The sequence below is a fragment of the Microbacterium ginsengisoli genome (assembly GCF_000956535.1).
GTDB classification, from domain to species: domain Bacteria; phylum Actinomycetota; class Actinomycetes; order Actinomycetales; family Microbacteriaceae; genus Microbacterium; species Microbacterium ginsengisoli.
In genome coordinates, this window is record NZ_JYIY01000072.1 from 17,825 (window position 1) to 44,087 (window position 26,263).

General features: G+C 72.0%; 28 protein-coding genes. 18 read left to right on the forward strand and 10 right to left on the reverse strand.

Annotation, left to right across the window (positions count from 1 at the left end):
* The first annotated feature begins 89 nt into the window (after positions 1 to 89).
* Both RR49_RS07090 and RR49_RS07095 read left to right on the forward strand, forming a co-directional pair.
* Complete coding sequence (locus RR49_RS07090) at positions 90 to 839, forward strand: SDR family oxidoreductase (protein WP_045247380.1); 750 nt, start codon at positions 90 to 92, stop codon at positions 837 to 839.
* A 12-nt stretch (positions 840 to 851) separates the two neighbouring features.
* Positions 852 to 1,766, forward strand: a complete 915-nt coding sequence (locus RR49_RS07095; RefSeq protein ID WP_045247381.1) for an NADP-dependent oxidoreductase — start codon at positions 852 to 854, stop codon at positions 1,764 to 1,766.
* 19 nt (positions 1,767 to 1,785) lie between these two features.
* On the opposite strand, the gene RR49_RS07100 is transcribed toward RR49_RS07095, so the two are convergent.
* Positions 1,786 to 2,073, reverse strand: coding sequence for a hypothetical protein (locus tag RR49_RS07100; RefSeq protein WP_157013174.1), 288 nt, complete (start codon positions 2,071 to 2,073; stop codon positions 1,786 to 1,788).
* Positions 2,074 to 2,286: 213 nt separating this feature from the next.
* Between RR49_RS07100 and RR49_RS07105 the strand changes: the two genes are divergently transcribed.
* Positions 2,287 to 2,508 (forward strand): hypothetical protein, encoded by a 222-nt coding sequence (locus RR49_RS07105; RefSeq protein ID WP_048809102.1) that lies wholly within the window; start codon positions 2,287 to 2,289, stop codon positions 2,506 to 2,508.
* Here the strand turns inward: RR49_RS07105 and RR49_RS07110 are convergent.
* A complete protein-coding gene (locus RR49_RS07110; RefSeq protein ID WP_045247384.1) occupies positions 2,474 to 2,839 on the reverse strand; it encodes a DoxX family protein in 366 nt (121 codons plus the stop codon). The genes RR49_RS07105 and RR49_RS07110 overlap by 35 nt on opposite strands.
* Positions 2,840 to 2,942: 103 nt before the next feature.
* Entirely contained in the window at positions 2,943 to 3,596 is a 654-nt protein-coding gene (locus RR49_RS07115; RefSeq protein WP_157013175.1) for a hypothetical protein, read from the reverse strand.
* A gap of 163 nt (positions 3,597 to 3,759) precedes the next feature.
* Between RR49_RS07115 and RR49_RS15150 the strand changes: the two genes are divergently transcribed.
* Positions 3,760 to 4,701, forward strand: coding sequence for a DUF4190 domain-containing protein (locus RR49_RS15150; RefSeq protein ID WP_048809103.1), 942 nt, complete (start codon positions 3,760 to 3,762; stop codon positions 4,699 to 4,701).
* 30 nt (positions 4,702 to 4,731) lie between these two features.
* On the opposite strand, the gene RR49_RS07125 is transcribed toward RR49_RS15150, so the two are convergent.
* Positions 4,732 to 5,214: a PaaI family thioesterase gene (locus tag RR49_RS07125; protein WP_048809104.1), complete on the reverse strand. Its 483-nt coding sequence runs from the start codon at positions 5,212 to 5,214 to the stop codon at positions 4,732 to 4,734.
* A gap of 127 nt (positions 5,215 to 5,341) precedes the next feature.
* On the opposite strand from RR49_RS07125, the gene RR49_RS07130 reads away from it, so the two are divergent.
* Positions 5,342 to 7,069: an acyl-CoA dehydrogenase family protein gene (locus tag RR49_RS07130; protein WP_045247387.1), complete on the forward strand. Its 1,728-nt coding sequence runs from the start codon at positions 5,342 to 5,344 to the stop codon at positions 7,067 to 7,069.
* 21 nt (positions 7,070 to 7,090) lie between these two features.
* Here RR49_RS07130 and coaBC read toward each other — a convergent pair whose 3' ends face one another.
* Complete coding sequence (gene coaBC, locus RR49_RS07135) at positions 7,091 to 8,299, reverse strand: bifunctional phosphopantothenoylcysteine decarboxylase/phosphopantothenate--cysteine ligase CoaBC (protein WP_045247388.1); 1,209 nt, start codon at positions 8,297 to 8,299, stop codon at positions 7,091 to 7,093.
* Between the two features lie 53 nt (positions 8,300 to 8,352).
* On the opposite strand from coaBC, the gene RR49_RS07140 reads away from it, so the two are divergent.
* Both RR49_RS07140 and RR49_RS07145 read left to right on the forward strand, forming a co-directional pair.
* Positions 8,353 to 9,075: an NRDE family protein gene (locus RR49_RS07140; protein ID WP_045247389.1), complete on the forward strand. Its 723-nt coding sequence runs from the start codon at positions 8,353 to 8,355 to the stop codon at positions 9,073 to 9,075.
* 12 nt (positions 9,076 to 9,087) lie between these two features.
* Positions 9,088 to 9,474 (forward strand): DUF1304 domain-containing protein, encoded by a 387-nt coding sequence (locus RR49_RS07145; protein ID WP_045247390.1) that lies wholly within the window; start codon positions 9,088 to 9,090, stop codon positions 9,472 to 9,474.
* 55 nt (positions 9,475 to 9,529) lie between these two features.
* Here the strand turns inward: RR49_RS07145 and RR49_RS07150 are convergent, their stop codons facing one another.
* Positions 9,530 to 9,853 (reverse strand): DUF7882 family protein, encoded by a 324-nt coding sequence (locus tag RR49_RS07150; RefSeq protein WP_045247391.1) that lies wholly within the window; start codon positions 9,851 to 9,853, stop codon positions 9,530 to 9,532.
* 170 nt (positions 9,854 to 10,023) lie between these two features.
* Between RR49_RS07150 and RR49_RS07155 the strand changes: the two genes are divergently transcribed.
* The 3 genes from RR49_RS07155 to RR49_RS07165 are packed head-to-tail and all read left to right on the forward strand — an operon-like array spanning position 10,024 to position 12,865.
* Positions 10,024 to 11,451, forward strand: coding sequence for a ferredoxin reductase family protein (locus RR49_RS07155; RefSeq protein WP_045247392.1), 1,428 nt, complete (start codon positions 10,024 to 10,026; stop codon positions 11,449 to 11,451).
* A 50-nt stretch (positions 11,452 to 11,501) separates the two neighbouring features.
* The gene (locus RR49_RS07160; protein WP_045247393.1) at positions 11,502 to 12,050 is read left to right on the forward strand and encodes an FMN-binding protein; all 549 of its coding nucleotides are present in this window, start codon (positions 11,502 to 11,504) and stop codon (positions 12,048 to 12,050) included.
* The gene (locus RR49_RS07165) at positions 12,050 to 12,865 is read left to right on the forward strand and encodes an FAD:protein FMN transferase (RefSeq protein ID WP_045247394.1); all 816 of its coding nucleotides are present in this window, start codon (positions 12,050 to 12,052) and stop codon (positions 12,863 to 12,865) included. Before RR49_RS07160 ends, RR49_RS07165 begins: the two co-directional genes overlap by 1 nt.
* 28 nt (positions 12,866 to 12,893) lie before the next feature.
* Here the strand turns inward: RR49_RS07165 and RR49_RS07170 are convergent, their stop codons facing one another.
* Entirely contained in the window at positions 12,894 to 13,904 is a 1,011-nt protein-coding gene (locus tag RR49_RS07170) for a sensor histidine kinase (protein WP_045247395.1), read from the reverse strand.
* Entirely contained in the window at positions 13,901 to 14,587 is a 687-nt protein-coding gene (locus RR49_RS07175; protein ID WP_045247396.1) for a response regulator transcription factor, read from the reverse strand. The genes RR49_RS07170 and RR49_RS07175 overlap by 4 nt, the downstream gene beginning before the upstream one ends.
* Before the next feature lie 128 nt (positions 14,588 to 14,715).
* Here RR49_RS07175 and RR49_RS07180 point away from each other — a divergent pair, with 128 nt between their 5' ends.
* The 8 genes from RR49_RS07180 to RR49_RS07210 all read left to right on the forward strand — a co-directional run bounded on the left by RR49_RS07180 (position 14,716) and on the right by RR49_RS07210 (position 24,309).
* Positions 14,716 to 15,039 (forward strand): DUF7882 family protein, encoded by a 324-nt coding sequence (locus tag RR49_RS07180; protein ID WP_045247397.1) that lies wholly within the window; start codon positions 14,716 to 14,718, stop codon positions 15,037 to 15,039.
* Between the two features lie 95 nt (positions 15,040 to 15,134).
* Positions 15,135 to 15,284, forward strand: a complete 150-nt coding sequence (locus RR49_RS15700; protein WP_048809105.1) for a hypothetical protein — start codon at positions 15,135 to 15,137, stop codon at positions 15,282 to 15,284.
* Positions 15,285 to 15,347: 63 nt separating this feature from the next.
* Entirely contained in the window at positions 15,348 to 16,019 is a 672-nt protein-coding gene (locus tag RR49_RS07185; protein ID WP_045247398.1) for a GTP pyrophosphokinase, read from the forward strand.
* Between the two features lie 18 nt (positions 16,020 to 16,037).
* Positions 16,038 to 16,532 (forward strand): hypothetical protein, encoded by a 495-nt coding sequence (locus tag RR49_RS07190; protein ID WP_045247399.1) that lies wholly within the window; start codon positions 16,038 to 16,040, stop codon positions 16,530 to 16,532.
* Positions 16,533 to 16,684: 152 nt separating this feature from the next.
* Positions 16,685 to 18,898, forward strand: coding sequence for a glycogen debranching protein GlgX (gene glgX / locus RR49_RS07195; RefSeq protein WP_045247443.1), 2,214 nt, complete (start codon positions 16,685 to 16,687; stop codon positions 18,896 to 18,898).
* 4 nt (positions 18,899 to 18,902) lie between these two features.
* A complete protein-coding gene (gene treY / locus RR49_RS15970; protein ID WP_045247400.1) occupies positions 18,903 to 21,338 on the forward strand; it encodes a malto-oligosyltrehalose synthase in 2,436 nt (811 codons plus the stop codon).
* Between the two features lie 22 nt (positions 21,339 to 21,360).
* A complete protein-coding gene (treZ, locus tag RR49_RS07205) occupies positions 21,361 to 23,106 on the forward strand; it encodes a malto-oligosyltrehalose trehalohydrolase (protein WP_045247401.1) in 1,746 nt (581 codons plus the stop codon).
* Positions 23,107 to 23,262: 156 nt separating this feature from the next.
* Entirely contained in the window at positions 23,263 to 24,309 is a 1,047-nt protein-coding gene (locus tag RR49_RS07210) for an isopenicillin N synthase family dioxygenase (protein WP_045247402.1), read from the forward strand.
* A 371-nt stretch (positions 24,310 to 24,680) separates the two neighbouring features.
* Here RR49_RS07210 and RR49_RS07215 read toward each other — a convergent pair whose 3' ends face one another.
* Complete coding sequence (locus RR49_RS07215) at positions 24,681 to 25,397, reverse strand: glutamine amidotransferase-related protein (RefSeq protein ID WP_045247403.1); 717 nt, start codon at positions 25,395 to 25,397, stop codon at positions 24,681 to 24,683.
* A gap of 44 nt (positions 25,398 to 25,441) precedes the next feature.
* Positions 25,442 to 26,206 (reverse strand): LysR family substrate-binding domain-containing protein, encoded by a 765-nt coding sequence (locus RR49_RS07220; protein WP_045247404.1) that lies wholly within the window; start codon positions 26,204 to 26,206, stop codon positions 25,442 to 25,444.
* Between the last annotated feature and the right edge of the window lie 57 nt (positions 26,207 to 26,263).

Consider the following 26,263-nt stretch of genomic DNA (forward strand, 5'->3'; position numbering starts at 1 on the left):
CATACCGTGCGGTACAAAAATTTGACATGCGATCCCCGCGCGCCTATCTTGCCTTTAGTACCGATCGGTACATAAAGAAGGAGAGGGACATGGAAGAGCTCGCGGGAAAGACCGCACTGGTCACCGGAGGGACGGCGGGCATCGGTCTCGCGGCCGTGCGTGCGTTCGCGGCGGAGGGAGCGCACGTGGTCGTGACCGGCCGTCGGGAGGCTGGCCTTGCCGCCGTGGCCGCGGAGTTCGGAGATGCGGTGACGACGGTCGCGGCCGACGTCGCCTCGCTCGATGACCTCGACCGCGTCGCCGAGGCGATCGCCGCGCGGGGCGCCGGCCTCGACGTGGTGTTCGCCAACGCGGGCGGCGGCGAGTTCGCGGCCCTCGAGGACATCACGTGGGAGCACGTCACCCAGACGTTCGGGGCGAACGTCGGCGGCGTCGTCTTCACCGTGCAGAAGGTGCTGCCGCTGCTGAACGCGGGCGCGTCGATCGTGCTGACCGGATCGAACATCGATGTGAAGGGCAGCCCGTCGTTCAGCATCTACGCCGCCTCCAAGGCGGCCGTGCGCTCGCTCGCACGCAGCTGGGCCGCAGAGCTCGTCGGCCGCGGCATCCGGGTCAACAGCGTCGCTCCGGGCCCGATCGAGACCCCCGGACTCGCCGGACTCGCGACCGATCCGGCGCAGTCCGACGCCCTGCTCTCTGGACTCGCCGCCGGGGTGCCGATGCAGCGCCTCGGCCGCCCGGAGGAGATCGCGCAGGCCGTACTGTTCTTGGCGAGCGCACGCAGCGCCTACATGACCGGCGCGGAACTGTACGTCGACGGCGGCGCGAGCCAGATCTGAGAGGGGCGAGCAATGTCGCATGCGATGGTGGTGACCGCTTTCGGGGAGCCGGAGGTGCTGCAGTGGCGCGAGATGGCGGCGCCCGTGCCCGCGCCCGGCGAGGTGCTGCTGCGCGTGAGGGCGGCAGGCATCGGCCCGACCGACCTGCAGATCCGTCGCGGTCGTCTCGCTGCCGTCTTCCCGCAGGGCCCTGGGTCGGTGCTCGGATTCGAAGCGGCAGGAGTCGTCGAGTCGGTCGGAGCGGGCGTCGCCGATGTTGCCGTCGGCGATGAGGTGGTCGCGCACCTGCCGCAGCAGGGCGGGTATGGCGAGCTCGTTGCCGCGCCGGTGTGGTTCCCGAAGCCCGCTTCGCTGTCGTGGGCGGATGCCGCGGCCCTGCCCGCGTCCGCGGAGGCCGCCGTCGGCACACTGCGCGAGGTCAGGGCTGAGGCGGGGGAGACTCTCGTGGTGCTCGGTGCGGCCGGATCGGTCGGGGCGCTCATCGTGCAGCTCGCGAGCGCGCGCGGAGTGCGCGTGATCGGTGCGGCGTCGGAGAGGGACGCCGACACCGTCGCCGCCTACGGCGGGGAGCCGGTCGTCTACGGCGATGGGGTCTTCGAGCGGATCGCCGCCACGGGTGTCCGCCGCATCGACGCGGTCATCGACGCGGCCGGCCGCGGCGGACTGGTCGAGGCCGTCGCCGCCACCGGCGACCCCTCGCGCGTGGTCACCCTCGTCGGGTCGGCGGAGGTCGCCCGCAGCGGCGCACGCCTGTCGCACCCGTCGCCCGATCGGGCACCCGATGCGCTCGCGATCACGGTTCCGCTGCTCGCCGCTGGAACGCTTCGCCTGAAGCCGCACCGCGAGTTCGCGCTCACCGACGCGGCCCGCGCGCACGCGCTGCTCGAGTCGGGAGACGTGCGGGAGAAGGTCGTGCTGCGGGCCTGATCGTTGCGGATGCGGCGGATCAGACCGAGGCGCCGACCTGACCGTCAGTCGGCCCGGCCGGGGCGGTGCGATAGGCCTCACGCCAGCGCTGCGCGCGCCGTTGGGGGCGGCGCGCATACGTCGCTATTGCGATGCAGACGGCAGGAGCTCCGATCTGCACCGGCTCTTGCCAGACGGCGGAGGGGGCGATGCTCAGGCCGATCGCGAGCATGAGCAACGCAACGAGCATGCCGTCACCCGCAGCCGCCCACAGATCTTGCTCCTGCAGTGTCCACATCGCCCACCATTCGCGCGCAGCTCTGGCCACGTCGACCCCCGTCCCCGTGCGCTCACGGTAGCGGGAGGATGCGGCATCCGTCTGTCGCCCGTGCGGGGGACGGGGTGGCGCGGGGAGCCCGCCGTGCCGGCCGGGCATCCCGCGAGACGCGGGTCAGTGCGAGGAACGGCGGCACGCTGATCTCGGACTGAGCGCGCCGCTCGCGCTCTCGCTATGCTCACGGCAACGTCGTGAGGGGGAACGATGATGACGGATGACTCGTCCGCCCGTCGCCGGATCCGCATCGGCTGGATCGGATCTCTCGTGTTCGCGCTCATGTGGGTGGCGCTCGGAACCTGGAGCCTCGCGACCGGCGGTGGGCTGATCGGAGGTGCGCAGCTGGCGCTCGGCGCGATCTGGCTGGTGCTGGCGGGGATTCGCGGGGGCGCGCTCAGCCGAGGGCGAGCACCCCGAGCACCGCACTGACCAGCGACAGCACCAGCGCCACGGCGGCGGGCGCCGGATTCTCGCCCCGGCGCACATGCACGACGGTCGCGCCGACCATGAGCACAGCGAGCGCTGCGGCGGCGACGGCCGCGATGAAGGGCAGGATGCCGGTGGCCAGCGGTGCGATCAATCCGACCGCGCCGACCACTTCGGCGACGCCGATGAGCACCACCTGGCCACGGGTGAACGACTCGACCCATGCGAGTCCGACCGTTCTCAGCTGATCCGGCGTGCGGATGATCTTCAGGCCGCCGGTCGCGAGGAAGGCGAGTGCGAGCACCACGTTGACGATCCAGAGGGCGATGAGCACGCGGCATCCTTTCGTCGAGCGGGTGCGACGCCGCGTTCGGCGTCGTCACGCGGGTTTCGTCGCTGTCGCGAGAGTATCGCGCCGCGGATCGCCGCGCGCGGGATTACGAGCAGGTCTGCTTCGGCGTGACGGATCCGGGGCACAGGCGCAGGGTCACGGTCGAGTTCGTCTTGGTGCCGTCGGTGTGCAACAGCGTGAACGTGAACGGCTCGGAGGACCGTGAGCAGTCGTAGACGAAGCCCGTCGCGGTGCCCTGCGTCTGCGTCGCCAGCGACCACTCCTGGAAGGGTGCGGCGCTCGCATCGGTGGTGTTCACGCCGAACCAGAGCGTCGTGCCGGTCGCTTTCCACGCTGCCGTGAGCGGGAGGTTGGGCGTGCTCGAGCAGTCGCCGCCGCCGCTCTCGACGCCTACGGCCGCGTGACTGATCGACCTCGTCGACGGCGCGGTCGTCGTGGTGCCCGTTCCGCCTCCTCCGGACGATCCTGAAGTGCTCGATGTGTGCGCCGGTGTCGGGGTGGCCGAGGCGGGCGGCGACGACGGCGCCGACGGTGTCGGAGTCGGCGTCGACACGAATGTCGCGGCGGCGCCCGCGACCTGCGCACCGCCCATGAGTAGCACGGTGACGAGCACCGATGCGGTGGCGATGAGCAGCGCGGCCAGCACGGCGATGATCGCGATCAGTCCTCGGCGCGATCGTTGTGGCGGCGCAGGCGGAGTCGGCGGGAGCGGTGCGGTGGGGCCTGCGGGATCCGACATGTGCGGAACGCCCTTCGACGCGAGGCGGGAGTTGTGGCCGCCAGTCTAGGGATCGGTCGAGGCGCGCGACAGGGGGATTCGAGCATTGCGCCGGAAGGTTCGAGCATCCAGCCGACGCAGAGGTACGGCATAGTGAGCTCTCAGGTTCTGTCATACTCGCGGCATGACCTCCGTGCCGCCGCCCGAGAGCCCCACTCCTCCGAACGACGGCGAGGCGGCGCCTCCGACGGGAGCACCGGCTGCGGACCCGCCCGCTCCGGTCACCTCGCCCGCGTCCGGCGCCGGCGAGAGCGGCGTCGCTCCTTCCATCGAAGCGCCGGACTCGACGTCCCCGGCAGGACCCGCGCTGCCGCCCCCGCCGGCCTATCCCGCGCCGCCCCGGCCGTCGTCCGGCCCCCGCGCCGGCGGCCTCGCGATCGCGGCGCTCGTGGTCGGCATCGCGGCGTTCGTCTTCGGGCTGGCTCCCGGGCTCGGCATCCTGATCGGCGGGACTGCGGTCGTGCTGGGTATCGTGGCGCTCGTGAAGGGCGCCCGGAAGGGCTTCCCGGTCACGGGCATCATCCTCGGCGCTCTCGGCGTGCTGGCCTCGATCGCAACGACGATCGCCCTGATCGTCGGGCTGTCCCTGCTGCCGACGATCGTCGAGAGGTCGGCCTCGGCGAGCCCGCAGACTCTCCCCTCCGCCACCCCGCGGGACGAGGCATCCGTCGCACCCGGCGCGGGCGCGGTGCCGACCGGATTCGACGACGTCGACGCGGCCGTCCTCGCCGACATCGTCGCAGACCCCGACGGTCACGTCGGCGAGAAGGTCGTGGTCTACGGGTTCGTCAGCCAGTTCGACGAGGCGACCGGGCCGTGCCTCGCGCTTCTCGGCGTCGGCGCAGCGCAGTCGACGTCGAGCTGGGACTACCCGCACGACGTCATCGGCGGCGGCGGTGACGGCATCACGTGCCCGACGCTCGAGGGTGTCCTCGAAGGCGACCATCTGAAGCTGTGGGTGACGGTCGCCGGCAGCTACACCTATGGTGCGGTCTCGGGTGAGGACGTCAGCGCTCCCGCGTTCGACATCGCGCACGTCGAGCTGCTCGAGCCGCTCACGTCCTGAACGAGCGGATGCCGCGGCATCCGCTCTTCCTCACAGCACCAGCAGCGAGCTGGTGGCGGTGGCGAGCACGGTGCCGGCGGCGTCGGTGATCGCGCCCTCGGTGAAGATGACGCGTCGGCCGGGCTTCACGACCCGTCCCGTCGCGAGCAGTGGACCTGTCGCCAGGGTGATCGGGCGCAGGTACGACACGGTGATGTCGATCGACGTGTAGCCCTGGCCGGCGTCGAGGGTGGTGTGGCCGGCGCAGCCGCACACGGTGTCGAGCAGCGTGCACGCGAGCCCGCCGTGCACGGTGCCGATCGGGTTGTAGTGCTCGCCGCCCGGCTCGCACACGAACACCACGCGTCCGGGCTCGACCTCGGTCAGGCGGAAGTTCATCGTCTGCGCGATCGGGGGCGGGGGGAGGTGTCCGTCGCGCAGGGCCAGCATCGCGTCGAGTCCGCTCATCGCGGCGACACCGTCGCGCACGGCGATCGGGTCCGTCCACGTGAGGGTGCGGGTGTGCTCGGTCATGCTGCTCCTCTGCATCGAGGTGGTCGGGTCACACCCTACTCGTGAAACTCAGTCTCACGTACTATGGTTCTCGATGTCACCCGCGACCCCGCGTCGCGCGCGCCGCCCGCCCAACGAGGGGAACCCCATGGCCGCCCAGTCCTCGCCGTACACCCCGCCCGTCGCCGAGTACGGATTCCTCTATCGCGAGGTGTTCGGCGGCGACGTCGTCGCCCGCGCGACCAGTGGCGCCCTCAGCGCCGACGACGCCGTCGACGTGCTCGAGGCCGCCGGCGACTTCGCCGCCGAGGTCATCGCCCCCCTCAACGCCATCGGCGACGCCGAAGGCACCGTCGTCGTCGACGGCGACGCCCGCACCGCCCCCGGTTTCAAGGAGGCCTACGCCGCGCTGGTGGAGGCCGGGTGGGTGGCCGCCGAGGCGCCCGAGTCGGCCGGCGGCGAGGGCCTCCCCGCCGTCGTGCAGGCCGGGCTCGGGGAGATCTGGAACGCCGCCAACCCGGCGCTCGCCCTGTGCTGGATGCTCACCCACGGTCAGATCCACGCGCTCGACGCCTATGCGGGCGACGAGGTGCGCGAGACCTACCTGGCACGACTCGTCGAGGGGAGCTGGACCGGCACCATGAACCTCACCGAACCGCAGGCCGGCACCGACCTCGGCGCGATCCGCACGACCGCCACCCCGAACGGCGACGGCAGCTGGTCGATCACCGGCCAGAAGATCTTCATCACCTGGGGAGACCACGACGTCGCCGAGAACATCGTGCACCTCGTGCTCGCCCGCACCCCTGACGCTCCCGCGGGCGCCAAGGGCCTCTCCTTGTTCGTCGCCCCGAAGTTCCTCGTCGAGCCCGACGGGTCGCTCGGCGCACGCAATGCCGTGACGACCGTGTCGGTCGAGCACAAGCTCGGCATCCACGGCAGCCCGACCTGCGTGCTCGCCTACGACGGCGCGACCGGCTACCTGGTCGGCGAGGTCGGCGGCGGACTCGCCGGCATGTTCGTCATGATGAACTCCGCCCGCCTCGGCATGGGACACCAGGGCATCGGCCTTGCAGAGCGCGCCTACCAGCAGGCCTCCGCCTACGCCACAGCCCGTCTGCAGGGGCCCGTGCCCGGTCGCCCCGACGGCACCGCCATCGCCGAGCACCCCGACGTGCGTCGACTGCTGCTGTCGATGTCGAGCAGCATCAGCGCGATGCGAGCGCTCGCCGTCTACGTCGGCGACCTGTTCGACCGCGCGGACGACGCCGACAACCCTCAGCTCGCCGAGTTCTTCGTGCCCATCCTCAAGGGGTGGGCGAGCGAAGAGGCCGTGCGCATCGCCTCCGACGGCATCCAGGTGCACGGCGGCATGGGCTTCATCGAGGAGACCGGCGCGGCCCAGCACTACCGCGACGCCCGCATCATCCCGATCTACGAGGGCACCACCGCGATCCAGTCCAACGACCTCGTCGGGCGCAAGACGGTGCGCAACCAGGGCGAGACCGCGCGCCGCATGTTCGACCTCGCGCGCGCCGCGGTCGCGACGCTGGCGGGCTCCGACGAGCCGGTCGCGCGCCGCACGGCCGAGCGCCTCGAGCGCGCCGTCGCCGCCGCCGACCGTGCGACCGTTGCCGTGGTCGGCTTCGGCGCCAGCCCCCGCGACGCCCACGCCGTGAGCGTCGACTACCTGTGGCTGCTCGCGCTCGTCGCCGGCGGGTGGATGCACGCGCTGATCGTCGCCGCGACCCTCGCACACGACGGACGCGACGCCGACGACGAACGCCGGCTCACCGAGGCCGACTTCTTCGGGGCGCACCAGCTCGCGCACGCGCACGCGCTCGCCGAGTCGGTGGCCGCCGGCGAGATCGGGTGAGGCGCGGCATCCGCCCCTGACTCAGTGCGCGGCGCGCACCGCGACGATCGCGTCCCACAGGGCGTCGGCCGTCTCGCGCTTCGAGCCGCTCGTGCGTCCGACGATGTCGCCCGCGGCGTCGACGAAGAAGAGACTGTTCTCGGATGCCTCTAACCCGGCCTCCCAGCCGACCTCGTTGACGGCGAGCAGGTCGACGCCCTTGCGCTCGCGCTTGCGGCGCGCGCGCTCGACGAGCGCGTCGCCAGTGGCGGTCTCGGCGGCGAATCCGACGACGGTCTGCCCGGCCCGCCGGTCACGGGCCAGTCCCGCCAGGATGTCGGGGTTCTGCACCAGCTCGAGCGTCAGCGTCTCGCCGGCGGCCTCCTTCGTGACCTTGCCGTCCGCGATCTGCGGCACCCGGTAGTCGGCGACGGCCGCCGCCATGACGACGACGTCGGCTGTCGCTGCGGCATCCGTCGTCGCGGTCAGCAGCTCCGCCGCGGTGCCGGCGTGCGACACGGCGATGCCGGGCACGGATGCCGCGGCCCCCACGCCCTCGTCGACGTGCGCGAGGATCAGGTCGACCTGCGCGCCGCGCGCCGCCGCCGCGAGCGCGACGGCGACACCCTGCTTCCCGCTGGAACGGTTGCCGATGAAGCGCACCGGGTCGATCGGCTCGCGGGTTCCGCCCGCGGTCACGGTGACCCGCAGACCCTCGAGGTCACGGGGGCGCACGGCGGCGAGCGCGATCCGAAGGATCTCATCGGGCTCGAGCATGCGTCCGGGTCCGGAGTCGCCCCCGGTCAACTCGCCCTCGGCCGGACCGGCGATCACGACACCACGGGAGCGCAGCGTCGCGACGTTCGCGACGGTCGACGGATGCCGCCACATCTCGGTGTGCATCGCGGGGGCGACCACCACGGGCGCCGTGGTGGCGAGCAGCGTCGTGCCGAGCAGATCGTCGGCGATACCCGCCGCCATGCGGGCCAGGGTGTTGGCGGTGGCCGGAGCGATCACGACCAGGTCGGCGGACTGCCCGAGCGCCACATGGCGCACCGTCGCGACGTCGTCGTGCACCGACGTCGTCACGGGGTGACGGCTGAGCGCCTCCCAGGTCGGAGCGCCGACGAAGCGCAGCGCATCCGCGGTAGGAATGACGTGCACCTCGTGGCCGTTCTTCACCAGCGTGCGCACCAGCGTCGCCGACTTGTACGCGGCGATCCCGCCGGTGACCCCTACGACGACGAACACGCCCCGATTCTCGCACGACCCGCGGGCACGGCAGCCCGCTGCAGGAGGACCCCATGTGCACCGTGATCGTTCGAGTGCCCGACGACCCGCGGCATCCGACCCGCGTGCTCGCCGTGCGCGACGAGGATCCCGAGCGCGAGTGGAACCCGCTCGGCGACTGGTGGCCCGAGGCGCATCCGGGGGTGATCGGCGTGCGCGACGTCCGCGCGGGGGGCGCGTGGCTCGCTGCCGCGCCCGACCGCGGACTCCTGGCCGTGCTGCTCAACCGGGCGGAGGGGCACGATCTTCCCGAGAGCGCCGTGGTCTCCCGCGGAGCCCTGCCGCTCGCCGCCGTCGAGGGCGAGGCCGTGCCCGCCGCCCCCCGGACGCGCGGGTTCAACCTGCTCACCGTGGGCGCCGCGGCATCCGTCGTCACCCGGTGGGACGGCACCGCTGTGCACGAGACCGTGCTCGGGCCGGGCACCCACATGGTCGCCCACGACGACGTCGACGACCCCGCCACCGGACGCATCGCCGCCTGGCTTCCCGCGTTCGCTGCCGCACCCCTCTCGGCGACCGGCGACCGCGCCTGGTGGGAGGACTGGTTCGACGTGCTCGCGGCGTCGACGGGCGACGGGGCTTCGAGCGACGCGGCGATCGTGCGGGACAACCGCTACCTGGGCATCCCGACCCAGTCGCTGCTCGTGTGCGTCGCCGAGGTGACCGCCGACGCCGTCGACGTGCGCTACGCCGAACTTCCCGCGCCCGGCGTGTGGGCGCACGTGCACCCGGCCTGAGAGGATGCGCTCATGATCATCGCCGCCCTCGTGTTCGCCGCGCTCGCCGCGCTCGTGCACGTCTACATCTTCGTGCTCGAGTCGCTGCGCTGGACCGAGCCGGCCACGCGCCGCATCTTCGGCCTGCGCAGCGCCGAGGAGGCCGAGCTCACCAGGTCGCTCGCCTTCAACCAGGGCTTCTACAACCTGTTCCTCGCCCTCGCGACCGCGATCGGCATCGTGCTCGTCGCGACCGGGTCGCTCACGATCGGCGCGACCCTCGTGATCGTGGGCACCGGGTCGATGCTCGCTGCGGCCCTCGTGCTCGTGCTCTCGAGCCCGAAGCTCGCCCGCTCTGCCGCGATCCAGGGCACGTTCCCGCTCATCGCCGTCGTGCTGACGGCGCTCGCGCTGATCTGAGCGCGACGCCGCCGGCTACTTCCGACGTCGGCCGGTCGTCAGCCGTTCAGCGTGATCAGCGCGACGCCACGTCGCCGGCGTGCAGGTGCTCGTCGACGAGCATGATGCCGCCCGAGGAGTTCGCCGAGCTCGCCAGCTCCTCGATCCACTCCCGGCTCAGGAGAGCGGGCTCGGGGTCGAGGAACGTGAACCGCAGCGGGATCGACGGGTGCAGCCAGATGGTGCTGCGACCGACCGGCTCGCCCTCGGGGTGCCGCCACGACAGCGTGAAGCTCTCGCCGCGACGCAGCTTCGTCGCGATGACCACCTTGAGGTGTGCGAGGGCGCGGTCCTCGATGTGGATCGGCGTCTCAGAACCGCCGTAGTAGATCGTGCCCATGCGCCCACCATAATCCCCGCGCGCCGATCCCGCGCCTCTCGGATGCCCCGCGCGGTCTCGGTCGCCTCAGACGGCGTCGTCGATCTGCTCCGGCTCTGCGCTTCCTATGCGTTGCCCGAGGAACCCGCATTCTTGGCGAAATCTTGCGCCCGCGCGGTCACCATCGAGCCATGACCACCTACGCCACCGAACGGTCCGTCCGCAGGCAGGACGCCGCCACCGACGCGCTGCTCGGCTCGCGACGGTCGCCGCGACTCCTCTGGAACCTCGCCGCCACCGCCATCGTGTGGGGGACGAGCCTCGTCATCCTCGCGCTGTGGATCCACGGCGGGGGCATTCAAGCGGTCATCGGCCTCAACGCGGAGACCTACTCCACGCTCGGTCGACTCACCGGACTCATCTCGGCCAACCTGCTCCTCTACCAGGTGCTCCTGATGGCGCGCGTGCCGATCTTCGAGCGCGGATGGGGCCGCGACGGCCTCGTGCGGGCGCACCGCCTGACCGGCTTCTGGTCGTTCTGGCTGATGCTCGCCCACATCGCGCTGCTCAGCATCGGCTACGCCGTCAACGCGCACGTGAATCCCCTCCTGCAGCTGTGGGACTTCGTGTGGAACTACCCCGGAATGATGCTCGCGACAGCGGGCACGGGGCTGCTCATCCTCGTCGTGGTCACCTCGATCCGGAAGGCGCGCAAGAAGCTGCGCTACGAGTCCTGGCACCTCATCCACCTCTACGCCTACCTCGGCGTGGGGCTGGCCATCCCGCACATGCTGTGGACCGGCTCGGACTTCATCGGGCAGCCGCTGGTCAGTGCCTACTGGTGGACGCTCTGGGCGATCGCCGCCGCCGCGGTGCTGGTCTTCCGCCTCCTCGTGCCGTTGAGCCGCTCGATGCGGCATGACCTACGGGTCGTCGCCGTGGAGGCAGACGGCTCCAACGGCGTCACCGTGCGCATGCGCGGACGTGACATCCACAAGCTCGGCGCGCAGGCGGGCCAGTTCTTCAACTGGCGCTTCCTGGACGGCCCCGGCTGGACCCGCTCCCACCCCTTCTCGCTCTCGACCGCACCGCGCGGCGACGAGCTCACCGTGACCGCGCGCATCGTCGGCGACGGCACCTCCCGCATGACGCGGATGCGCAAGGGAACGAAGGTCATGTTCGAGGGCCCCTACGGCGCGATGACCGGCGACGCACGACGCCGTTCGAAGATGCTCATGCTCGGAGCGGGAGCCGGTGTCGCGCCGCTTGTGGCGATCCTCGAAGCCGAACGATTCGTGCCCGGCGAGGCGATCCTCGTCACCCGCGACCACGATCCCGCTCATGCCCTCCGCCGACCGCAGATCGCCCGGATGGTCGCCAAGCGCGGTCTGCGACACTACACGCTCGACGGGCACCGCTCGCACGGCGACTCGACGTGGATCCCCGCGACTCACGCGTCGTGGGCGGGGGAGGATCTTCTCCGCTACATCGCTCCCGACATCGAGGACTACGACATCTTCCTGTGCGGACCGGGCCACTGGATGGACAGCATCCGCGATGACCTGCTCGAGACCGGAATCCTCCCCTCGCAGATCCACAGCGAGAACTTCTCGATCTGAGCGGATGCCGCGGCATCCTCTCGTCTCTCACCACCTACGGAGCGCACACCATGAAGAAGATCGTCTGGACGATCCTCGTGACCATCAGCGGCGTCGTGCTGCTGTTCAGTTACCGCACCTCCCTCGGGGCGGGAACGACCGTCGCCTCCTCGACGACCGGCTTCTCGGGGAGCATCGGCGGCTCGACGGGAAGCGGCACGAGCTCGAGCACCACGAGCGGATCAGCCGCTGCTGCGACGCCGTCGGCGAGCGCGACGGCGTCCGCGTCGACCGGTAGCAGCTCGTCGTCCTCCTCGAGCGGGACGTCGACCTCGACCGGCCTCAAGAACGGCACCTTCACCGGGTCGGCCGCCTCGACGCGCTTCGGCGACGTGCAGGTCGCCATCACGGTGTCGGGCGGGAAGATCACCAACGTCGCCGTGCCGCAGTACCCGAACAACAACGGCCGTGACGTCGAGATCGCGAACTACTCGCTCCCGCAGCTGATCAGCGAGACCCTGTCTGCGCAGAGCGCGAACATCGACATGGTCTCGGGCGCGACCTACACGAGCGAGGGCTACCTGCAGTCGCTGCAGAGCGCGATCGACCAGGCGAAGTGATGAGCGCCGAGCTGCACCGCACCGTGCGCGTGGCCGATGTCATGGGCATGGTGATCAGCGTGCACGTGCTCACGCACGCCCCCACGGTCGCGGGCGTCGACGATGCGACGGCCGACGCGTTCGCCGAGCTGCGCGACATCGACCGCGTGTTCTCGACCTATCGGTCCGACTCGGATGTCTCCCGCCTCCGCCGCGGCGAGCTGACCCTCGCGGCGGCCGACCCACGGGTGGCGGAGGTCGCCCGCGCGTGCGAGGAGGCGGAGGCAGTCACCCGCGGACTGTTCAGCGCCCGCTTCGGCGGAGCGTTCGACCCGACGGGGTATGTCAAGGGCTGGGCGGTGGAGAGCGTCGCCCGGGGGCATCTCGGAGCACTGTTAGAGAACGCCGATGTCGCCGCCTGGGCCATCAACGCCGGCGGTGACATGCAGGTCGCGACGGCCGCGGGTCTCGATCGAGACTGGCGGGTCGGCATCGCCGACCCGGCGCGGCCCGGACAGCTGGCCGCCGTCGTCGAACTGCGCGACGGTGCCGTCGCGACGTCGGGCACGGCCGAGCGGGGGGCGCACATCCTCGATCCGCGCACGGGTCGCGCGGCGCTCGGCGCGACCAGCTCGACGGTGGTCGCCGACAGTCTCGCCGTCGCCGACGTCTGGGCGACGGTCGGCGTGGTCGCCGGCATCGACGACCTCGGCTGGATCCGCGAGTGCCCGGGACGCAGCGGCATGGTGATCGGCGCCGGAGGGCGCACCCGGCGCTGGGTGTCGGGGGTGGAGGTCGCCGCCGCGGCAGGCGATCCGTTTCGCGTGAGCGCGTAAGCGTACGCCCGGCGGGTCGCCGGACGCGTCAGCGCGCGAGCGGCAGGTCGATGAGGAACGTGGTGCCGGCGGCATCCGTCTGCTCGACGACCACAGACCCGCCGTGGCGCACGGCGACGTCGCGCACGAGGGAGAGCCCGAGGCCGAAGCCACGCCGGCGACCGGTCTCGCCCAGTCGCGCGAAGCGCTCGAAGATGCGCTCGCGGTCTTCGGGCCGGATACCTGACCCCTCGTCGGTCACCCGGATGTGCACCCGATCCCGCACGATGCGTGAGGAGACCGTGACGGTCGATCGTCCCGGAGTGTGCTGGATGGCGTTGTCGACGAGGGCGACGCACATGCGCGTGAGGCTGGTCGCCGGGAGGGCGACGGATGCCGCCTCGGCCACGTCGATCGCGAGCGTGACCTCGCGATCGTCGGCGAGCGGCCGCAGCGAGTCGAGTGTCGCGGCGATGACCTCGCCCACCTCCGCCCGCGCCGACGGATCGCGCGCGTCGGCCTCCGCGGCGACGAGCAGGTCGGTGAGCACGTCGTCCATCGCGGCGGCATTGCGCCGCAGGTCCGAGAGGGTGGAGTCGATCTCCTCCCCGCGGCGGTGACGTCGCTCGACCAGCTGGATACGGCTCGTGAGCGCGGTGAGGGGGGTGCGCAGCTCGTGGCTCGCATCCGAGACGAAGTGGCGCTGCAGCCGCATCGCCTCGGCGAGCGGACGGGTGGCGCGCCGCGCCGCGTACCAGGCGATGAGCCCGAGCACGGCGACGCCCACGAGCGACAGCGCGATGACGATTGGCACAGTGCGGTCGACGTCGACCACGATGGGGTCGTACGCGCGGATTCCGTCGGGAAGCGAGGGTGAGCCGGTCACGCCGGGGTCGGGGCTGACCACGTCGCCGCGCGTTTCGGGCCGTCCGGTCGCCAGAAGGAGCCACACGAGGATGCCCGCACCGCCGAGCAGCACGAGGGCGGAGGCGATGCCGACGGTCAGCCCGATGCGCCGCGCGGCACGCCGCAGGCGCTCGGAGTCGGTGTGGGGGCTCACCCGGGATCTCCGATCCGGTATCCCCGCGCGCGCACGGTCTCGATGATCTCGGGTGTCGCCTTGCGACGGATGTAGTGCACGTAGGTGTCGACCGAGCTCTCCGAGTCGCCCGAGGCGAAGACCGCGTCGGAGATCTCGGCACGGGAGAAGACATGGTCGGGGCTCTCGGCGAGCAGGCGCAGCAGGGCGGTCTCGGTCGCCGTGAGCGCGACGCGGCGTCCTTCGGGTGAGAAGAGCGCGAGCGCTGCCGGCGCGAACTGCCACTCGCCGACGTCGCGGCGCACGCCGTCGGTGCGGAACCCGCGCCGCAGCGCTCGCAGTCGGGCGAGCAGCTCGTCGTAGTCGAACGGCTTTACGAGGTAGTCGTTGGCGCCGACGTCGAGTCCCTCGACGCGGTCGTGCACCGACCCGAGCGCCGTCAGCAGCAGGATGGGCGTCGCGATGTGGGCCGTGCGCACCGCCTGCACGAGGGCGATGCCGTCCATCCCCGGCAGACGGCGGTCGACGACCATCGCCTCGTACCGCCGCGACAGCGCACGCTGCAGGGCGCTCTCACCGTCGGCGACGTGGTCGACCCGGTAGACCTCCGAGAGCACCTCGACCGTGATCTCCGCGATCTCGGGGTCGTCCTCGACGTAGAGCAGCGCGGGTCGCTCGGCGCCGTCGGCCTGGGGGGTGCTCACGCACCCAGCACACCATGCGGGCGCTGAGATGTCACCAAGACGAGCGGATGCCGCATCTCGCCGCCCCGCGACGGCGTGGCGTGAACACGGTGACGGCGCGGAGGATCACCCGCGTTTAGGCTCCTCACATGGGGAGATTCATCTACGACACGATCGGCAACTCGGTGGAGATCGAGGACCGCACGCTCGCGCATCTGCGCATCGTCGTGATGAACAAGCTGCGTCGTGCCGAGCCGTTCATGTTCGACGTCGAGATGGGCCACGGCAGCGGTCGCCGCAGCTTCTGGGTGCACCCCTCCGTGCCGCTGCAGTTCCACTTCTTCGGCAGCCGCCAGCCGCGCATCAACCGCGCCTGGGTCGAGGATCTGATGGCCGCGGCATCCGGCCCGAACGGCCTGACGATCACGCCGGAGCCGGCGGAAGAGCCTCCCGCCGGACCCCCGGCGGACTGAGTCGTTCGGATCCGTCGCCGCCTTGTCAAGACCTGGGCGGATCCTCGCTCGCGCGGGACAGTGGAACCTGCTGTCCTCAGGAGGTGATGCGTGCGATGACACGAGGCGAACCCGAGCCGAGGGACGAGGGGATCGATGCGGCATCCGAGGTGCCCATCGACGCCCACCCGGCGTTCGATCAGGTGCCGGCGATCGATGTGATCGACGGCGAGCTGGTGCCGCGGAGTCCCCGGACGCGCCCCTGACGGTCATGCTTTTCCGCGGGCGCTCACAGCGTCCCCCGATGAGACGGTCGTAGCGTCGGCCGGGTGAGTGTGCCGCTCGACGACCAGTCCATCACCGTCTCCCCGTCGCAGTTGCGCGATGCGCGCGACGAGCTGCAGCGTTTCCTGCTGGAGTACCGCTTCGGCATGCAGGAGATCGAGACCAAGATCCAGATCCTGCGGGACGAGTTCCTGCACATGCACGACTACAACCCGATCGAGCACGTCTCGAGTCGCGTCAAGAGCCCGGACAGTCTGGTCGAGAAGGTGCTGCGCAAGGGCATCGCCCCCGACTTCGACTCGATCCGGGCGAACATCACGGATGTCGCGGGCGTGCGCGTGACCTGCAGCTTCACCGCCGACGCCTATCGTCTCTTCGATCTGCTCACCTCGCAGCCCGACATCACGGTGCGCACCGTGAAGGACTACATCGCGGAGCCCAAGCCGAACGGCTACAAGTCGCTGCACGCGATCGTCGAGGTGCCGGTGTTCCTCTCGACAGGGCCGATGCCGATCCCCGTCGAGGTGCAGTTCCGCACGATCGCGATGGACTTCTGGGCGAGCCTCGAGCACAAGATCTACTACAAGTACGCGCGCCAGGTGCCGGCGGGGCTCGTGGAGAGTCTGAAGGATGCCGCCGACACCGCATCCGAGCTCGACGGGCGCATGGAGCGGCTGCACCGCGAACTCCACGGACCCCACGCGGTCGACGTCTGATCCGACGAGAATGAGCGGGTGGACGACGTCGAAGCGCTGATCGCGGGTGCCCGCGCGCGTCTGACCGCCGCGGGAGCGCCGCGCGAGGCGCTGGGCCGGTGGCGCAGCCGGCGGTTCGTCGGCATCCCGCTGGCGCCGAACGTGGTTCCCGAGGGCGCCGCCTGGCACCTCGGGGTGCTGCTCATCGGCCCGGAGGACGTCTTCGCGACCGGGGAGATCGTGCGCGCGCGACCCGAGGTCCGCCGCGGGTTCGCCGCCGAGTCGCAGCGCCGACGGGCGGATGTCGCGGCCGCCGCCTCCCGCGGAGGCTTCGCCGACGGGCAGGTCGTGCACCTCGGCTGGGAGGGGCTCGACCTCGCAGCGGTCGGGCGGGGCGAGGCATCCGGCCCGCTGCGGCAGGGGACGGACGGACCCGAGGTGCGCTGGAGCGCCCGCGGTGGGTGGCGGCCGCTCGCCGCCTACCTCGACGAGCGCATCGCGCTGCTGCTCGACCCGCCGTCCGGCGCGACCTGAGCCCGCAGGACGCGCCCGTCAAGCCCCGCCGCGACGACGCGCGGATGGCCGATGCTCGGAAGGTGAGTGACCCGAACGCCGAGCCGACCGCCGACACGTCCGCGACATCCGCACCCGCTAATGTGGGGGCTCCCGAGCAGGGAGGGGCGCACGTGCAGGCTTGGCCGGGATCCGCGTACCCCCTGGGCGCGACCTTCGACGGCAACGGCACCAACTTCGCCCTGTTCAGCGAGGGCGCCGAGAGTGTCGAGCTGTGTCTGTTCGACGACGCCGGCACCGAGACCCGCGTCGAGCTCGTCGACGTCGACGCGTTCGTGTGGCACGCCTACCTGCCGAACATCGAGCCGGGTCAGCGCTACGGCTACCGCGTGCACGGCGAATACGATCCGGCCGCGGGGGCGCGCTACAACCCGAACAAGCTGCTCCTCGACCCCTACGCGAAGGCCGTCGACGGCCAAATCGACTGGGACCAGGCGCTGTTCGCCTACACGTTCGGCGACCCCGACTCCCGCAACGACGACGACTCCGCCGCGCACATGATGAAGGGCGTCGTCATCAACCCCTTCTTCGACTGGGGCGGCGATCGGCAGCCGAAGACGCCGTACTCCGAGACCTTCATCTACGAGGCCCACGTGAAGGGCCTCACGAAGCTGCATCCGCTCGTGCCGGAGGAGATCCGCGGCACGTACAGCGCGATCGCCCACCCCGCGGTCATCGAGCACCTGAAGAAGATCGGCGTCACCGCGATCGAGCTCATGCCCGTGCACCAGTTCGTCAACGACGACACCCTGCAGCAGAAGGGCCTGTCGAACTACTGGGGCTACAACACCATTGCCTTCCTCGCCCCGCAGAACACCTACGCCTCAACCGGCCAGCGCGGCCAGCAGGTGCAGGAGTTCAAGGGGATGGTGCGGGCGCTGCACGCCGCGGGCATCGAGGTGATCCTCGACGTGGTCTACAACCACACGGCCGAGGGCAACCACCTCGGGCCGACCCTGTCGATGCGGGGCATCGACAACGAGGCGTACTACCGGCTCGAGCAGGACGACAAGCGCTACTACACCGACTACACCGGCACGGGCAACAGTCTCAACGTCGGCAACCCCCACGCGCTGCAGCTCATCATGGACTCGCTGCGCTACTGGGTGCTCGAGATGCACGTCGACGGGTTCCGGTTCGATCTGGCGGCGACCCTCGCCCGCGAGTTCTACGACGTCGACCGCCTGGCCGCCTTCTTCGAGCTCGTGCAGCAGGACCCGGTGGTCTCGCAGGTCAAGCTCATCGCCGAACCGTGGGACGTCGGCCCCGGCGGCTACCAGGTCGGCAACTTCCCCCCGCAGTGGACCGAGTGGAACGGCAAGTACCGCGACACCGTGCGCGACTTCTGGCGGGGCGAGGCGGCGACCCTCGGCGAGTTCGCCTCGCGGCTCACCGGGTCGGCCGACCTGTACGAGCACAGCGGGCGGCGGCCCGTGGCATCCATCAACTTCGTGACCGCCCACGACGGGTTCACCCTGCGCGACCTGGTGTCGTACAACGAGAAGCACAACGATGCGAACGGCGAGGACGGCAACGACGGGGAGTCGTTCAACCGGTCGAGCAACTGCGGCGTCGAGGGGCCGACCGACGACCCGGTGGTGCTCGCCCGGCGCGCGCAGCAGCAGCGCAACTTCATCGCCACCCTGCTGCTCAGCCAGGGCGTGCCGATGCTGCTGCACGGCGACGAGCTCGGCCGCACCCAGCAGGGCAACAACAACACGTACGCGCAGGACAACGAGCTCAGCTGGATCGACTGGGAGCACGTCGATCAGCCCCTCGTCGAGTTCACTGCGGCCCTCGCGCGCCTGCGACACGACCACCCGACCTTCCGTCGCAGTCGCTTCTTCGACGGCCGCCCGGTGCGCCGCGAGGAGGGGAGCCCGGTGCCCGACATCGTGTGGCTGCGCCCCGACGGCACCCCGATGCAGCCCGAGGACTGGGACGCCGGCTTCGGCCGCGCGGTCGGGGTGTTCCTCAACGGCGGCGGCATCCGCGAGCGCGATCGGCGCGGGAGCGAGATCGTCGACGCGCACTTCCTCGTCTACTTCAACGGGGGCGACGAGGCGGTCGACTTCACCGTTCCCGAGGTGGAGTATTCGCCGAGCTGGGACGTGCTGGTCGACACCGCCGGCCATCTCGCGAACACCGGCGTCGTCGATCCTGGCGACGTGGTCGGCGTCGGCGCGGCGTCGCTGCTGGTGCTGATCGAGCACCGTGCCGCCCCGCCCGAGGTCGACCACTCGGTGGCCGCGTCGCTCGCGCAGGCGGTCACCGCGGCGATCGACGAGGTGCCGGGGGCCGCCCCCAAGAGCGAACTGCCGAGGTGAGCGCATGAACCCGTCGTCGACCTATCGTCTGCAGATCCGACCCGGGTTCGGCCTCGACGACGCCGCCGCGATCGTGCCGTACCTGCGCGATCTCGGCGTCGGCTGGGTCTACCTGTCGCCGCTGTTGACGGCGACGACCGGTTCCGACCACGGCTACGACGTCGTCGACCCGGCGCGCATCGACCCGGCGCGTGGCGGCGCGGAGGGGTTCGCGCGCTTCGTCGCGGCGGCACGGGAGGCGGGCCTCGGCGTGCTCGTCGACATCGTGCCCAACCACATGGGCGTCGCGGTGCCGCGCGAGAACCCGTGGTGGTGGGACGTGCTGCGGCTCGGCGAGGCGTCCGCCCACGCCCGCGCGTTCGACATCGACTGGGCGTTCGGCGGCGGCCGCGTGCGCCTCCCCGTGCTCGGCGGCGAGTTCGACGACGTCATCGGCGATCTCGTGATCGACCGGGATCCCGCGGCATCCGCACCCGACGGAGTCTTGCGGTACGTCGACCACGTCTTCCCTCTCGCGCCCGGCTCGCTCGACGGCATCGGGAGCGCGCCCACGACCGTCGACGTGCGCACCGTGCTCGGCCGGCAGCACTATGAGCTGCGGTTCTGGCGCGACGAGGCGACCGACCTCAACTACCGGCGCTTCTTCGCCGTCACCTCCCTCGCGGGGGTGCGCGTCGAGGATCCCGCGGTGTTCGCTGCCGCCCACGTCGAGATCGTGCGGTGGGCGACGGAGGGGCTCGTCGACGGCCTGCGCGTCGACCATCCCGACGGCCTCGTCGACCCGGCCGGCTACCTCGAGCGGCTGCGGTCCGCCGTCGGCGGGCTGCCGGTGTGGGTCGAGAAGATCCTCGAGCACGCCGCGACCGACCACCCGGAGCGCCTCGCACCGTGGTGGGCGAGCGCGGGCACGACGGGCTACGACGCGATGGCCGAGCTCGACCGGCTCTTCATCGACCCGCGCGGCGTCGCGGCGCTCGACGGGCTCGACGCGGCCCTGCGCGCCCAGACCGGCCTGCCGCCCGCGCCCGCCTGGGACGACCTGATCGTCGAGACGAAGCGCACGATGGCTGCGACGATCCTGCAGTCCGAGGTGCGGCGGCTCGTGCGCACGCTCCCGGCCGAGGTGCTCGAGGCGGTGGGGGCGGATGCCGCGGCCCCCGCGCTCGCCGAGATCCTGGCCGCCTTCCCGGTGTACCGCTCCTACCTGCCCGCGGGTGCCGCCGACCTGGTGCGGGCGGGGGAGGAGGCATCCGCCCGCCGGCCCGACCTCGCGGACGCGATCGCCGCCCTGCTGCCGGTGCTCGGGGATGCGACGCTCGAGGTCGCGCGCCGGTTCGAGCAGACCACCGGGCCCGTCATGGCGAAGGGCGTCGAGGACACGGCGTTCTACCGGTTCACCCGGCTCGGCACGCTCACCGAGGTCGGCGGCGACCCGTCGGTCGCCTCGCTCGACGTCGAGGGGTTCCACGCGGCGTTCGCGGAGCGTCACGCGCGCTGGCCCCACGCGCTGACGGCCCTGTCGACCCACGACACCAAGCGCAGCGAAGACGTGCGCGCCCGCCTCAGCGTGCTGAGCGAGCAGCCCGAGCGCTGGGCGACCGCGCTGGGCGCGCTGCGCGCGGTCGCGACGACCGGGCACGGTCCCACCGACGAGCTGCTGTGGCAGGCGATCGTCGGCAGCTGGCCCGCGTCGGCCGAGCGCCTGCACGCCTACGCCGAGAAGGCCGTGCGCGAAGCGGGGGAGCGAACGGGGTGGCTCGCCCCCGACGCCGCGTTCGAGGCCGGGGTGCACGCGCTCGTCGACGCCGCGTTCGGCGCGGCGCGGCCGCTCGTCGACGACCTCGTGGCCCACATCGCCCCGGCCGGCTGGTCGAACGCGCTGGGCCAGAAACTGCTGCAGCTGGCCGGCCCCGGCGTGCCCGACGTCTACCAGGGGTCCGAGGTGCAGGAGCTCTCGCTCGTCGACCCCGACAACCGGCGACCCGTGGACTTCACGGCCCACGCGGCGCTGCTGCACGACATCGACGCGGCGGTCGCGGCCACCGAGCTCGATGCGCGCCTGGGTGCAGAGGGCGGACCGGGGATGGGGGAGCCGCTGCTGCCGCCGGTCGACGCGACCGGGCGGGCGAAGCTCCTCGTGACGTCGCGGGTGCTGCGGCTGCGCCGCGACCGCCCGGAGCTGTTCACCCGCTATCTGCCGCTGGAGGTCGTCGGCGAGGCCGCCGCGCACCTCGTCGCGTTCGACCGGGGCGGCGTCATCGCCGCCGCGACCCGACTACCCGTGGGGCTCGGACGCCGCGGCGGGTGGGGCGACACCGCCCTGCTGCTGCCGCCCGGAGACTGGGTCGACACCCTCACGGGGCGCGTCGAGTCGGGCGCCGTGCCGGTCGCCCAGCTCTGCGCGACCTACCCGGTCGCACTGCTCGTGAGGGCCGGCTGAGCCGGCGGATGCGGAGGACGACGTGATCGAGGTGTGGGCGCCGAACGCCGCGCGCGTGCGGCTGCGGCGGGTGGCGGCATCCGTCGACATCGACCTGACCCCCGCCGACGACGGCTGGTGGCGCGCCGACGTCGACCTCGCCGACGGCGAGCGGTACGGGTTCGTGCTCGACGACGGCGAGCTGCGTCCCGACCCGCGCTCGCGCCGGCAGCCCGACGGGGTGCACGGCGCCTCGGCCGTCGACGATCCGGGCTCCTTCGCGTGGACGGATGCCGCGTGGACCGGGCGTCCACTCGCGGGCGGCCTCGTCTACGAGCTGCACATCGGCACATTCACCCCCGACGGGACGCTCGACGCCGCAGCCGCGCGACTCGACCACCTTGCCTCGATCGGCGTCACCCACGTCGAGCTGCTGCCGGTGAACGGCTTCAACGGCCAGTGGAACTGGGGCTACGACGGCGTGCTCTGGTACACCGTGCACGAGGCGTACGGCGGACCCGCCGCCTACCGTCGCTTCGTCGACGCCGCCCACGCGCACGGCATCGCCGTCATCCAGGACGTCGTCTACAACCACCTCGGACCGAGCGGCAACTACCTGCCCGAGTTCGGTCCCTACCTGCGCACCGGCAGCCGCAACACCTGGGGCGACTCCGTGAACCTCGACGAGCCCGCGGTGCGCGCGTACATCGTCGAGAACGCGCTCATGTGGCTGCGCGACCAGCACGTCGACGGACTGCGGCTCGACGCGGTGCACGCCCTGCACGACGAGCAGCCGGTGCACATCCTGCAGGAGCTGGCCGCGGCATCCGATGCCCTCTCCGCGCACCTGGGACGCCCGCTCACCCTCATCGCCGAGAGCGACCTCAACGACCCGCGGCTGATCCTGCCGCGCGAGGCCGGCGGCTACGGTCTGCACGCGCAGTGGAGCGACGACTGGCATCACGCCGTCCACGTCGCCCTGACCGGTGAGACGAGCGGCTACTACGAGGACTTCGCGGCAGTCGACGCCCTGCCGAAGGTGTGGACCGCCGGGTTCTTCCACAACGGCACCTACTCGTCGTTCCGGGGGCGTGACCACGGCTCCCCCATCCCGTCCGAGGTGCCCACCTCCCGCCTTGTGACCTTCTCGCAGGACCACGACCAGATCGGCAACCGTGCCGCCGGCGATCGCCTCACCGCGACCCTCTCGACCGACCGGCTCGCGGTCGCCGCCGTGCTGACCCTCACCACCCCCGGCACCCCGATGCTGTTCATGGGCGAGGAGTGGGGTGCGTCGACGCCGTGGCCGTTCTTCACGTCCCACCCCGAGGAGTGGCTGGGGGAGGCCGTGCGCAAGGGGCGCACTGAGGAGTTCGCGCGCATGGGCTGGGACGAGTCGGTCGTGCCCGACCCGCAGAGCCCGGCGACGTTCGCGAGCGCCAAGCTCGACTGGACCGAGCAGACGCACGGCGCCCATGCCCGCCTGCTCGCGCTCTACCGCGCGCTCGCCGACCTGCGGCGCGCGCGGGCCGAGCTCACCGACCCGGCGTTCGCCGACCTGACGGCGGAGGACCTCGACCCCGACGCTCCCCCCGCCGCGCGGCGGTTCCTGCTCGGACGCGGCGCCCTGCGCATCGCCGTCAACCTGAGCGCCGACGCGTGGCCGCTCGCGCTCGAGCCCGGCGAGACGGTGCTGCTCACGAGCGGGGCGGATGCCGCGGCATCCGCCGACGGCACCGTGACCGTGGCGCCCGACACGGCCGTGATCGTCGGGCCACCGCTCCGCTGAGCCCCGCGCGAGGACATCCGGATGCGCCGTCACGCGCAGGAAACGTGCGCTCGGTAGCCTGGCCGCGCTCATGAAAGCGAGCCGCCCACCGGCGGCGGGAAAGCGTGAAGCGACTGCCTGACACCGGCCCGCGGGCCACGACCTCACGGAGTTGCCATGACGTTCCATGTCCCCCTCGTCGACATCACGCCCTACGTGACCGGCGGCACCGGCGCCGAGCGCGCCGCCGTCGCCCGCGCGATCGACGACGCCTGCCGCACGGTCGGCTTCATCCAGATCACCGGGCACGGGGTGCCGGCCGCGGTCATCGCGGGGCTCGAGGCATCCATCGACGGATTCTTCGGGCTCGACCTCGATGTGAAGAACACGTACCGCACGCCGCCCGAGATCAACCGCGGCTACAGCCCGCCGAAGTCGGAGTCGTTGAGCCTGTCGCTCGGCGTCGAGCAGGCCAGCCGCATGAACGACTTCTTCGAGGCGTTCAATGTGGGCGCGACCGCGGCGCACTACCCGCACGTCGCGCACCTCGACCCGATCGACTACGCCGACAACGTGTGGCCCGACGTCGCCGGGTTCGAGCCGGCCGTCAGCGCCTACTTCGGCGAGGCGGCGCGCGTCGCCCGCACGCTCACCGACATCTTCGCCGACGCCCTCGGCATCGATCGCGCCTTCTTCGACGCCCGCACCGACCACTCCCTCGACGTGCTGCGGATGAACAACTACGCCCTCCCGCCGGGCACCGACGTCACCCTCGACGGCGACCTCATCGGCATGGGCGAGCACACCGACTACGGCATCGTGACCGTGCTGTGGGCCGACCGGGTGGCGGGCCTGCAGGTGCTCGGATCCGACGGCTCGTGGAACGACGTGCAGCCCGCCGAGGGCGCGCTGCTGGTCAACCTCGGCGACGTGACCGCACGGCTCACCAACGAGCAGTGGATGTCGACGCTGCACCGCGTGAAGCCGCCCGTCATCGACGGCACGATCCGCCGGCGCCGCTCCGCGGCGTTCTTCCACGACGGCAACGTCGACGCGCTCATCGAGACGCTGCCGCAGTGCGTCGACCCGCAGCATCCGGCGATCTACGAGCCCGTCACCGTGCAGGAGCACATCCGGGCGAAGCTCGCCGGATCGCGCGCGGGCGTGCGCAACGAGACCGCCGACCGCGAGTCGGCGAGGGTGCTCTCCAGCGACCGGTACTGAGGGGCGGGGTGCGGGCCTCCGGTGCGGGGTGCCGTGCCGTAACTCCGGAGATCTGCGGTGTCGGGAGGGTTCGCGGGGCGGCAGCGTGCGGAACTCCGGAGTTGGAGTACGCGCAACGGGGTGCGGCGCCGAGCAGACCGGGCGCGCGGTGCCGGTCGGGGCGGACCGTGCTGTTCGAGCGGGTCGACGCGGGCGGGGCCGGGCGTCGGTGCGGGGCGACGCGCCGTGCCGGGTCGTGCCGTGCCGTAACTCCGGAAATTCGCATGTTCGGGCGGGTTCGCCGGGTGGCAGTGTGCGGAACTCCGGAGTTGACGCACGGCACGCGAGCGGAATCGCGCGTCCGAGCGAGGGACGCGGCGGTGCGGCGCGGCTCAGAGCGCCGCGAAGGCCGCGACGATCGCCGTCGGCACCGTGACGGTCGCGGCGCGCACGCCCGCGACCACGGCGGCGTAGTCGTCGGGGTCGAAGTAGCCGAAGTCCCGGTAGACGGCGATGCGCGCGGCGAACGAGTCGGCGGTCAGCTCCGGGTGGAACTGCGTCGTCCACAGCGACCCGACCCGGTAGGCCTGCACGGGGCATCCGTCGCTCGTCGCCAGCGCGACCGCCCCCGTCGGCGTCGTCCCCGACCCCTCCTTGTGCGCGGTGTAGGCGGTGAACGTCGCAGGCAGAGCACCGAAGACCGGGTCGGCGGCCCCATCCGCGCCGACGGTCACCTCGGTCGTGCCGGTGTCCTCGCCGAACGTCCGGTCGATCGTGCCGCCGAGCAGCCGCGTCGCGATGCCGATGCCGTAACAGGTGAGCAGCGCTCGGGTGGCGCCGGATGCCGCGGCCCCCGCGACCCTGGCGAGGTCGGCCTCGACGCGGCGCTGGGTGTCGGACTTGCCGGCCTCGGGGTCGCCGACGTTGAACGGGCTGCCGCCGCCGATGAACCCGGCGTAACGGTCGAGGGCCCCCTCGGGGAGAGGGGAGCGGGTGAGGTCGTGGCGGGCCAGCGACACGCCGGCGGCGGCGGCGAACGCGGCGAACTCGCCGTCGGCCGCGTTCTGCTCCGGGCGCGCGCCGAGGAAGAGCAGCGGCCGGGAGTCCATCCCGCGAGTCTAGGGCGAGGGACGGGCCGGCCGTCCGGCGGGTCTCAGCGTGACGAGCGCGCGGTGCGCCCGCGCACGATGCCGACGAACGCGTCGATCAGCGGGTGGGCGTCCTCCCGCGGCCAGACGAGGCCGACCGGGGCGAGCGGGCCCCCGTCGAGCTCGCGGAAGGTGATGTCCTTGCGGTGGTGGAGCCGGGCGAGCGACATGGGCACGACGGAGATGCCGACGCCCGCGGCGACCGTCGCGATGGCCTCCTCGGTGCTGGCGGGGGGAGCGAACCGGGGCCGCTCGACGGGCCAGGCCGCGGCGGTCGCGGCGAGGCCGAGCACGTCGTCGGCGGGCACGATCAGCACCTCGCCGGCCAGATCGGATGCCGCCAGCCGCTCGGCGACCGACAGCGAGGCGTCGGCCGTCATCACCACGACCGGCACCTCGTCGTAGAGGGCGATCGCGTGCCACCGCTCCCGGTCGACGGGGAGGCGGGCGATCACGGCGTCGACGTCGCCGGCCGCGAGAGCGGTCTGCTGCCGGGCGACGTCGAGCTGCACGAGCTCGAGCGGGGTGTCGGGGTGGCGGTCGCGCCAGCGTTCGATCCAGATGCCGGGCGTCGCACCGGGCACCGCACCGAGGCGGAACGGCGGCGCGGGAGCGGCCGGGGGCTCTGCGGTCGGCGCGGGCCGTCGTGCGGCCGTCTGTCGCGGCGCCTTCTGGGTGGAGCGGCCGCCCTTCGCGCCGGACTTCTTGCCCGCGCCGCGCCCACCGGCGCCCGCGCCCGACGGGCGGCGGTCAGGCGTGCGCGGACTCATCCGTCCAGCATGCCCGATCTCCCGCGCCGAGCGCGCGCCACGGCGGCCGGGTGGGCG

What these genes read in the sequence shown, in the direction of transcription:
- RR49_RS07215 (WP_045247403.1), bottom strand. Translation starts at nt 25,397, where the DNA reads ATGGACTCCCGGCCGCTGCTCTTCCTCGGCGCGCGCCCGGAGCAGAAC.
- RR49_RS07145 (WP_045247390.1), top strand. Translation starts at nt 9,088, where the DNA reads ATGATCATCGCCGCCCTCGTGTTCGCCGCGCTCGCCGCGCTCGTGCAC.
- RR49_RS07130 (WP_045247387.1), top strand. Translation starts at nt 5,342, where the DNA reads ATGGCCGCCCAGTCCTCGCCGTACACCCCGCCCGTCGCCGAGTACGGA.
- RR49_RS07115 (WP_157013175.1), bottom strand. Translation starts at nt 3,596, where the DNA reads ATGTCGGATCCCGCAGGCCCCACCGCACCGCTCCCGCCGACTCCGCCT.
- RR49_RS07140 (WP_045247389.1), top strand. Translation starts at nt 8,353, where the DNA reads ATGTGCACCGTGATCGTTCGAGTGCCCGACGACCCGCGGCATCCGACC.
- RR49_RS07220 (WP_045247404.1), bottom strand. Translation starts at nt 26,206, where the DNA reads ATGAGTCCGCGCACGCCTGACCGCCGCCCGTCGGGCGCGGGCGCCGGT.
- RR49_RS07210 (WP_045247402.1), top strand. Translation starts at nt 23,263, where the DNA reads ATGACGTTCCATGTCCCCCTCGTCGACATCACGCCCTACGTGACCGGC.
- RR49_RS07150 (WP_045247391.1), bottom strand. Translation starts at nt 9,853, where the DNA reads ATGGGCACGATCTACTACGGCGGTTCTGAGACGCCGATCCACATCGAG.
- treY (WP_045247400.1), top strand. Translation starts at nt 18,903, where the DNA reads ATGAACCCGTCGTCGACCTATCGTCTGCAGATCCGACCCGGGTTCGGC.
- RR49_RS07105 (WP_048809102.1), top strand. Translation starts at nt 2,287, where the DNA reads ATGATGACGGATGACTCGTCCGCCCGTCGCCGGATCCGCATCGGCTGG.
- RR49_RS07180 (WP_045247397.1), top strand. Translation starts at nt 14,716, where the DNA reads ATGGGGAGATTCATCTACGACACGATCGGCAACTCGGTGGAGATCGAG.
- RR49_RS07165 (WP_045247394.1), top strand. Translation starts at nt 12,050, where the DNA reads ATGAGCGCCGAGCTGCACCGCACCGTGCGCGTGGCCGATGTCATGGGC.
- RR49_RS07125 (WP_048809104.1), bottom strand. Translation starts at nt 5,214, where the DNA reads ATGACCGAGCACACCCGCACCCTCACGTGGACGGACCCGATCGCCGTG.
- RR49_RS15700 (WP_048809105.1), top strand. Translation starts at nt 15,135, where the DNA reads ATGACACGAGGCGAACCCGAGCCGAGGGACGAGGGGATCGATGCGGCA.
- RR49_RS07155 (WP_045247392.1), top strand. Translation starts at nt 10,024, where the DNA reads ATGACCACCTACGCCACCGAACGGTCCGTCCGCAGGCAGGACGCCGCC.
- RR49_RS07160 (WP_045247393.1), top strand. Translation starts at nt 11,502, where the DNA reads ATGAAGAAGATCGTCTGGACGATCCTCGTGACCATCAGCGGCGTCGTG.
- RR49_RS15150 (WP_048809103.1), top strand. Translation starts at nt 3,760, where the DNA reads ATGACCTCCGTGCCGCCGCCCGAGAGCCCCACTCCTCCGAACGACGGC.
- RR49_RS07095 (WP_045247381.1), top strand. Translation starts at nt 852, where the DNA reads ATGTCGCATGCGATGGTGGTGACCGCTTTCGGGGAGCCGGAGGTGCTG.
- RR49_RS07090 (WP_045247380.1), top strand. Translation starts at nt 90, where the DNA reads ATGGAAGAGCTCGCGGGAAAGACCGCACTGGTCACCGGAGGGACGGCG.